Source organism: Butyrivibrio sp. AE3009 (assembly GCF_000420845.1).
Taxonomy (GTDB): Bacteria; Bacillota; Clostridia; order Lachnospirales; family Lachnospiraceae; genus Butyrivibrio.
In genome coordinates this window covers 1-8,338 of sequence record NZ_ATVS01000071.1, presented here as the reverse complement: position 1 = coordinate 8,338, position 8,338 = coordinate 1, and the positions used below count along the sequence as shown (strand labels likewise).

Sequence of the window (8,338 nt, the reverse complement as noted above, 5' to 3'; positions counted from 1 at the left end):
ATACCAAAAAGGGAGGTCAATGCTCTTTTTATTTTGAACTCCCGATAAATCAAGGTTTTAGAACTAAAAAACGGGTAGTTAATTTGACACTACCCCACATCACAAGGAGGAGAACATATGGAAATCACCGAGAAACTAGACCTGCTACTTGAAAAAGCAACCAAAGACAACGCATTAAAAGAAAAGCTCCTGGCCACCTCCGCATCCGCCAATCCCCTGCACGATTTCTGCGCCATAGCCACAGAATGCGGCATCCCGCTCTCCGTCATGGACATCGTCAACCAGGGTGAGGAATTCTACGCCGAGATCAAGCGCAGCACCAACGGCGGCGGTGAGAACTCCCCCGATCTTGACTTCCAGAACGATGAATACTCCATCTTCATGATGAGGCTCAAGGGCTGATACAAAAAAGATGGTTCAATCCCCCCTGCGATTGAACCATCTCTATTTATCTACAAACCTGTCTTTTTTTCTTCCCATGCATCATAACAACAATAGCCGCTATAACAAAAGTCGAATTACTGATAAGAGTCTGCTTAAGGTCACCCCTGCCACCGGAAGTCCTGTTGTCCGCAATGGACATCCCTGCAATCAGGCCGTACCGCGACATAGTCATGAAATCCAGCGCCGCATGGAGAAGGATAACTCCCAGCAGGTTTCCCCATTTAACATATATTGCACATAACAGCATTCCCATCATGGCTGTCGCCAACATCTGAAGAAGCGTAGCCTCAAGATCCCGGCTGTAGAAATAATTGGAAAAATGATACAGGCCAAAGAGCAGCCCGCCGATCAGGACCGTGATCACTTTTCCCTTGCCTTCTTTGCTAAATTTACCCGCAAGAAGTCTGGTTATGGTGCCTCTCATAAGTAGTTCCTCTGACAGACCGACCATCAGCAGGAACAAAACAAAATATACGATATGAGATGGTTCTTTTAACATCTTTCCTTTATCAAACTCATCTATCAAAAAAACAATACTGCCCAGCACTGAGATAATCAGTATCCATGCTCCGGATAAAAGACTTTTCCCAAGGTTCTTAAATGGGTCCTTTAGCGAATCCAGTGTCCCTATACAAAAGGCGATCAGTAATGCAGGAAGAACCTTCAGAAGGATCTCGGCAAAGAAATATGACTGATTAGAGGTGCCGAAGCTAAAGTGTAGGGCTGTTCCCAGCTGCCACATTAATTCGTAGAGGGAGAGCTCCGCGATGAATACTGCTACGATCGCGATAGATACATGTTTTTTGAAAAAAGTATGTATAGAGTCCATTAAATAATAACCTTCCTGCTTAGATCTATTAATCCCTTTCCCTGCGCCAAGCCCCAAGCAAATTATTATACAATGAAAATCACCAAAAGTGAATTTCATTCTCTTCTCACACCATCATCTCATATATCTTCCTGCAATCTTCCTCATCCAGCCTCACAAAACCGGAGATGCTGCCAAAATTGGGGTATAATGAGAGGTAGGTGTTCTTTTCTACAGAGCGAAGCCACGGGGGATGTGGCATGTGACACTTTTGTGATAATCCGTTTGCTAATATTTGTTTGCAGATGTGAAAGACAGATGTGAAAATTTGAGGACGCCTAATGAGGAGGGAATTAAATATGAGAAAATTACAGGTAACGAAAGTATTGTCCAGAGTGATGGCTGCAGTTATGGTAATGGCAGCTGTGACGGGGTGCGGAAGTAGGGAGACAGCGGCTGTGATTGAGCCGGAGCAGGTTCCGCTGGCTGATGGAGTGGATGCTGCTGAGGACCAGACCGCTGTTGATGATGCGGTGTCGGAGGTTCCTGAGGTTCAGTACAAAGTCTATGAGGATCCCAACGAATGGAAATGCCAGTATGATCCCGGCTGCATCGAGGTAATCGGCGGCGGTGCGCAGATGGCCTTTTCCTACACAGGTGAGTGCGCAGGCACAAACATTCTGATGGTAACCTACACAATCGATAAGGATGCAGAGCAGGCCGCCAAGGACTACGTGTCTGAGTGGGGCGAGGCTGCTACTATGACAGAGACACGTTTCCCCGGGACTGAGGACGTTAAGGGCTATTATGTGTATCTTCCCGCCGGCGACGAGGGATCAGGACTGTATATGGTAGGATTTACGAGAGACTACCTCGAGGGTGCGCTCCTTTTTGAGTTCACCGGCCACAAAAGCGGCAACGAGGAGATGGATATCGCTGTCAGCGACGCCTTCGCAACGATATTTGATACGTTAGAGTTCGTGGAAGAAGCGACTGACCCCGCGAACGAGGCCGCAGCAGAAGCTACAACGGAGGCTGCAGCGAAGCTTCCGGCATATGAGTATCCGGGACCTGAATATTTTTACTTGGTATTGTACAGCTACCTTGATGAGGAGCTGGGCCAGTACTTCGATCGTGGCGATGTGTCGATTCCCTGCCCGGTGATTCTGTGCGAGGATGATAGTGATAGCAGCGACATCAAGGTTTACGGCGATTTCTGGTTCTACAATTATAACCTCAACGGCGACGTGCTTGAGACTCTGGGCGGCGGCTCTTTTCCCGGATGCATTCATATAAAGACCACCGAGTCAGGCGATTATGAAGTGACGAGCTTCGAGCAGGTTGGCGACGGCTCAGACTTTGAACCCACTGCAAAAAAGATCTTCGGCGAGCACTACGATGCTTTTATGAAGGCATACTCCGACTCTGAGGCCACTGAAGCAACCCGCGCCCAGATCATCGCCAACTATGTAGCCGCCAACAATCTGAGCATCACTTCTTACAAGGATTTTGGCTGGGATCCGGTTGTACTTCCGGAAGAGAATATTGATTCTTTCTACAGCACATTAGACTAATCTAACCACGCTTTTTTCTCTCCCAAGGCACCCAGTTGTCGTCTTCGCAAAATTCTTTCTGGATCAGTTGTTCCTGCTCTCTGTGGGAAACTCTGGACTCAACGAATCTGCGATACCGCTCATGGGGCTTTTTTGGGAAAAAACCTAAAATGCGCGAAGTTTCGGTAAGATTCCAAATGGAACTTATTATGAGCTTTTGCGCATTATTTATTGCGGGAAAATACGAATTGACGTACTTACAGTAACTGCTGTACAGGAATTTTTCCGGAGAAACGACCATGTTTGCTTTGACTGGATTGAGATGGATGTAGCGACTGCTTTCCAAAAAGTACGGTACATCTTCGATGAGCTTGGCCTTGTAGCGGCCTTCAAAAAGATGCCCGGTCACGCTGTATTTTTTGTTATAACCTTCAACATAAATACTGAGGATTTTCTGCATGATTATGCTAAGTGACGTCTCGCCGGTTTCGATGATCATGTGGAAATGATTGGGCATAAGACAGAGGGCATGGATTTTGAAACCGGATTCCGATTGGATTTTTTTGACACACCGTAAAAAACGTAGGTAGTCTGAATCATTGTTGAAAATTAGCTTTCTTCTGTTGCCTCTGCTCATGACGTGGTAAACTGCGCCTTTGTACCAGATTCTTCTAGGTCTTGCCATATAGTGTCATTCCTTTTTAGTGTTATTGCGTTTAAGTGTTATCTCTTGGTCCAAATAGTTGGGAATCAGCCGTGACAAGAAATGTCTGGCTGTACCTGATTGGAGTTAATGAAATTGCGAAAGATTATCGCAACACCGATAGGATATCACATGGCAAAAGAAAAAACAAGCGCATAAAAAAGTGAGCATATCAAAATGAACATGCCCACTTCAAAATTCTTAAGTTAGCCCCGGTACTCCAGGCACAGCATGGTAAGATCGTCGAACTGCTCGGCGTCTTTGACGAAATCGCTGACGGCTGATCGCACGTTGGTAAGGGTGTCTTGGAGCGACGGGGGTTCGGAGCCGCTTCCGGATTCGTTCAAAGCAGCAAGCATGCGCTCTGTGCCGAACATGTTATTGTAAGCGTCGCAGGCTTCCGGCACGCCATCGGTGTAGAGGAAGAGACGGTCTCCTTTTTCCAGAGTGATCTCGTACTCCTTGTAGCGGGTGCCTTCCATGCCGCCGATAACAAAGCCGTGCTTGTCTTTGTAAATTTCATATTCCCCGCCGGAGCGTTTAAGAACCGGGTACTCGTGGCCCGCGTTGGCGCAGGTAAGCTTGCCGGTGGAGATTTCCAGAATTCCCAGCCAGACCGTTACGAACATGTCGGTCTGGTTTTTTGATGAGATTGCTTCGTTGGTCTTGTTAAGGGTCTCCGCAGCGGAGGTTCCAAGCATGGCGCAGCTCTGGATAATGACTTTGGAAATCATCATGAAAAGAGCGGCTGGGATGCCTTTTCCCGAAACGTCTGCCATGAGCACGCACAGGTGATCATCGTCGATCAGGAAGTAGTCGTAGAAGTCGCCGCCAACCTCTCTTGCGGGCTCAACGCTGGCGTAGATGTCGAATTCTTTTCTGTCGGGAAAAGGTGGAAAATCGTGCGGAATCATGGATAGCTGAATCTTGGTTGCAAGGGACAGCTCCGTCTCGATTCGCTCGTTCTGGGCGGTGACTTTGGTCAGATTGGTCTCGTAGTCCAGCATCTCTTTTTCCATGGTAGACATAACGTTGCACAGGTTCTCAATCTCGTCGCCGGTGTGGATATCAAGGGTGGAAAAAAAGGATTTCTCGCCGGTGGCGCTTTCTTTGTGCTTGACGTAATCCGATGATGCCTGGGCGATGCGGTTGATGGGCTCTACGAGGCCTTTTTTGATCCGCTTGTTCTGAGTGTAGGAAATCAGGACGGTTACGGCGCCGAGGACGATGAGCAGCTGGAAAAAGAATTTGACCATCAGGGTGATCTCTTCGCTGATGGAAATGTCCACCAGCATAAAGGCGCAGAGGTTACCGGCGCTGTCCTTCATGGGCACTGCCACTGAGCACAAAAAGCCGTATTTGTCGATCCAGGCGATGTCGTAGAGCGTTCTGCTGTCGTTGTGGTTTAGGAACTTCATCATGCCTTTTTTGTTGACGGGTTCCCATTCTCCGGGCTTGATGCCCTGTCCGTCAATGTCGTCGGCGTCGGCGATGTAGACTATGCGCGAATTCTGCTCATCGTACATGGCGATGTACACTGCGTAGACGTTGTGGTATTCCTTGGTTCCCGCCAGCATGTTGATGAGGCGCCTGTAGGTGCTGTCGCTCCCTGTGTCGATGGAACTGAAGTGCTCAAGGTACGCCGGGGTTCCGACTGCATTTTTTTCCTCATCGCTGAGCCCGTTATATATATCCATAACTTCCCGGGAAAAACCAAGGCTGTCTGCACCGTGAATGGCGCTCATTGCCGCCTGCATTGCCGCAGACTCCGCGACCCTTATAAGCTGTTTGGTGTTTGAGACTCCGTAGAAGGTCAGAGCCATGATCTGCGCCACGATTCCGAAGGCGACGCAGCTAAGAAGTGTAAAAGATCTTGCTTTTTCGGCAAGCGAATGGTTCTTGTTGATACTCAATCTTTTTCCCCCACAAAAAAGAATTATTGGTATGTGTATGCTGTATTAATCATACCACGAGTATCTGCAAATGTGAAAAAACTGTGAATTGGGGTCAGACCCCAATCACAGTTTTTTCACATTTGCGGTATATTAAGCTGTCTTCTGGTTCTCTTCCTGGCTCTGAAGTGAGAAGAATGCCATCTTCTCATTAAGAGTCTCGGCCATATCACGCAGATCGCTGGCAGCGTTGCTGATAAGTGAGAATGTAGCGTTGAGCTCTTCCATAGAAGCATTTGTCTCCTCGGTAGAAGCTGCGTTCTGCTGAGAAATTGCGGAAAGCTCCTGGATAATATCTGCGAAGCTTGTCTTAAGCTGATTCAGAAGGTGGATCTTCTCTGAGATCTGCTTTGTGGAATGATCTACGTTGTTAACGTTCTCTACGACAGCATCCATGTCATCCTTGGTGTTGGTGAGCTGCTCGTTCTGCTCCTGCATGCTCTCGCTGAGCTTTTCGATGATCTGAACGTTCTTCTGAGACTCCTCAACAAGAAGCTCAACGATTGACTTGATTGAAACAGCGGCCTCTTTTGACTGCTTAGAAAGGTTACCGATCTCGGAAGCAACAACTGAGAAGCCCTTGCCGTACTCACCTGCTCTTGCAGCCTCGATGGAAGCGTTAAGAGAAAGAAGGTGTGTCTGCTCCGCGATCTCTGTGATCATGTTAGAAGCCTCTGCGATGCTCTTTACAGAGTCGTTGGTGTTGCGGATCTGTGTATTGATATCCTGCATTGAAGACATAACGTCAACATTCTTGTCCATAAGGCTGCCAAGAGTATCAACTGTACGCTGAGCGCCTGTCATCATATCGTTAGCTGCTGCTGAAAGAACTTCGATTCTGTCAGTGATATCGTCAATGCTGTCGCCCATCTCTATTGTGTTGTTTACTGAGTTTTCTACACTTTCTGCCTGTGAAGCTGCGCCGCGGCTGATATCCTCAACGGCTGTTGTAACCTGCTCTGCAACTCTTGAAGCAGACTCTGCTGATGTAGCAAGGCTCTCACCTGACTTTGTAACGTCCTCTGACAGCTTCTTTGTAGCACTGATAACGTCCTGAAGCTTGTCACGAACCTGAGCGGAGCTGGATGCGATGACACCAAGCTCATCCTTACGATTGAAGGTTCTGTCGTTGATATAGAAGGAAAGCTCACCCTCCTCAAGATTCTGGAGGCCATCAACGATATCACGGATAGCCTTGCTGGTTCTTGAGATGATAAGACGGGCAACGATCAGATTAAATACAAAGAAAAGAAGGAATGTGGCAAGGATCGCTGTTCCGGCTGCCTGCATGTTCTTTGCTACGATAGTTGTATCACGACCTGCGAAAACCATACCTGCTGTGGTTCCGTCAGAGTTCTTAAGAGGAAGGTAGTATGCGTACCAGTTCTGTCCGCCGATCTCGAAGTTCTTTGCAAGGTACTCTTTTCCGTGTCTAAGAACCTCTGCGATTACTGCATCAGAGGCCTTGGTGCCTTCCATACGCTTGCCGGTGGTAGCATCTGTAAGAGAAGTAATATAACGTGTATCTCCGTAGAAAATAGTGAAATGCATACCGGTCTGCTTATTAAGGTTATCAAGCTGTCTCTGGTAGTTATCATGTACAGCAACGCCGCCCTTAAGAAGCTGGCCATCCTCTGATAATGACCAGTCACCCTCGTACTGATTAGAGATCTGATTCTCGAGAAGGATAGCGGCTGCCTGAAGGCCCTCTGAGAAAGATGTGTAATATGCGCTCTGAATGTGGTTGAATCCGATGTAACCGATCAGTGCAGACATAGCGATCGCAAGCACTGATGCGATAAGAATAATACCACGGACCATGTTTCTACTCTTCTTTTTCATTTCATTTCCTTTCTGTTCGTATTTCTACAAACAATAAAACTCAACACAAAAAAGCATGGGAGACATGTCCCATGCTTCTGAAAAATTCGTTTCGAAATCGATCTGCGGGTATTGCCCCGATCAGATCATTATCGAATAAGAATGCAACTGGCTGACATGTTAAAGTCCCTATAGCTTTGCGCCACAAGCTTTCGCTTGCTTTGCCCAATATTTCAACAACAAAATGCATTATATTTCAGACGCTCGCTTAATGCAATATTAATTTTTAATTTATATTTTTTTCATAAATCATGTCAAAAGAATAACTGTAAAACAATAATCCTTTGTTGAAGATTTACAACAGAATTATTTCGAATGTGATTCTATATAATATGAAGAAACGGCTCCGGCAACATAGTTTCACGTTTTTGGCAATCGGTTAAAAGTTAATTACTTGTTGACTTAGCGGCTATCTATATGTAATTATATGGACGCAACAATTATAAAAAATATATTAAAAAATTATGATAACGAAATTAATTCAGGAGGGTAACAATGAACGAGCTTGCAGTTTACAATGATGTTGTGACAGAAGAGAAAAAGTATATCGCTTTTAAGATTGGCGATGAGAACTTTGCAATTGATATTTTTTCCATTAATACTATTATCGAACTTCCTCAGATCACAGGCATGCCCGGTGCTGAGGCGCATTACAGAGGAATCATTTACCTGCGCGGTGAGGTGATCCCTGTGCTTTCCCTTCGTCGTATGATGGGTCTTGAGGATGATGTTTTCACACGTAGCACCAAGATCGTTGTTGTTACTTTGGAGGAGAACAAGCAGGTCGGAATCATCGTTGACCAGGTTATGGACGTGATCTCTGTTGCCGATGAGGAAATCAAGGAATCATCTGCTTTCCTTAAGGGCTGCGAGTACCTTGTAAGCGGCGTTGGCAAGATCGACGGAGAGCTGTATTCCATGGTTAATCTTGGATTCCTTGCTTAATTGTGTCCAAAGTGTGATTGGGGTCTGACCCCAATTCACAGTTTAGACACAA

Annotated in this window: 8 protein-coding genes and 1 riboswitch; of the genes, 3 read left to right on the top strand and 5 right to left on the bottom strand. The window is 46.5% G+C overall.

Annotated elements, in window-relative coordinates:
* Positions 1 to 117 precede the first annotated feature (117 nt).
* Positions 118 to 402: a hypothetical protein gene (locus G588_RS0117945; RefSeq protein ID WP_022780070.1), complete on the top strand. Its 285-nt coding sequence runs from the start codon at positions 118 to 120 to the stop codon at positions 400 to 402.
* A gap of 46 nt (positions 403 to 448) precedes the next feature.
* Here G588_RS0117945 and G588_RS0117940 read toward each other — a convergent pair whose 3' ends face one another.
* Together G588_RS0117940 and G588_RS23305 are read right to left on the bottom strand one after the other, a co-directional pair.
* Complete coding sequence (locus tag G588_RS0117940) at positions 449 to 1,273, bottom strand: CPBP family intramembrane glutamic endopeptidase (protein ID WP_196805010.1); 825 nt, start codon at positions 1,271 to 1,273, stop codon at positions 449 to 451.
* 106 nt (positions 1,274 to 1,379) lie between these two features.
* Entirely contained in the window at positions 1,380 to 1,514 is a 135-nt protein-coding gene (locus G588_RS23305; protein WP_278246669.1) for a hypothetical protein, read from the bottom strand.
* 97 nt (positions 1,515 to 1,611) lie between these two features.
* Here G588_RS23305 and G588_RS0117935 point away from each other — a divergent pair, with 97 nt between their 5' ends.
* Positions 1,612 to 2,826 carry a hypothetical protein gene (locus tag G588_RS0117935; protein ID WP_022780068.1) on the top strand — a complete coding sequence of 405 codons (1,215 nt, stop codon included), beginning with the start codon at positions 1,612 to 1,614 and terminating at the stop codon, positions 2,824 to 2,826.
* A 1-nt stretch (position 2,827) separates the two neighbouring features.
* On the opposite strand, the gene G588_RS0117930 is transcribed toward G588_RS0117935, so the two are convergent.
* The 3 genes from G588_RS0117930 to G588_RS0117920 form a co-directional block, all read right to left on the bottom strand.
* Positions 2,828 to 3,490 (bottom strand): transposase, encoded by a 663-nt coding sequence (locus G588_RS0117930; RefSeq protein ID WP_022780067.1) that lies wholly within the window; start codon positions 3,488 to 3,490, stop codon positions 2,828 to 2,830.
* Positions 3,491 to 3,714: 224 nt separating this feature from the next.
* Positions 3,715 to 5,421, bottom strand: coding sequence for a PP2C family protein-serine/threonine phosphatase (locus G588_RS20920; RefSeq protein ID WP_051139973.1), 1,707 nt, complete (start codon positions 5,419 to 5,421; stop codon positions 3,715 to 3,717).
* A 132-nt stretch (positions 5,422 to 5,553) separates the two neighbouring features.
* Positions 5,554 to 7,302, bottom strand: coding sequence for a methyl-accepting chemotaxis protein (locus tag G588_RS0117920; protein ID WP_022780066.1), 1,749 nt, complete (start codon positions 7,300 to 7,302; stop codon positions 5,554 to 5,556).
* Between the two features lie 139 nt (positions 7,303 to 7,441).
* Positions 7,442 to 7,517: riboswitch (cyclic di-GMP riboswitch) on the bottom strand.
* Between the two features lie 319 nt (positions 7,518 to 7,836).
* Between G588_RS0117920 and G588_RS0117915 the strand changes: the two genes are divergently transcribed.
* Positions 7,837 to 8,286 carry a chemotaxis protein CheW gene (locus G588_RS0117915; protein ID WP_022780065.1) on the top strand — a complete coding sequence of 150 codons (450 nt, stop codon included), beginning with the start codon at positions 7,837 to 7,839 and terminating at the stop codon, positions 8,284 to 8,286.
* Positions 8,287 to 8,338 lie beyond the last annotated feature (52 nt).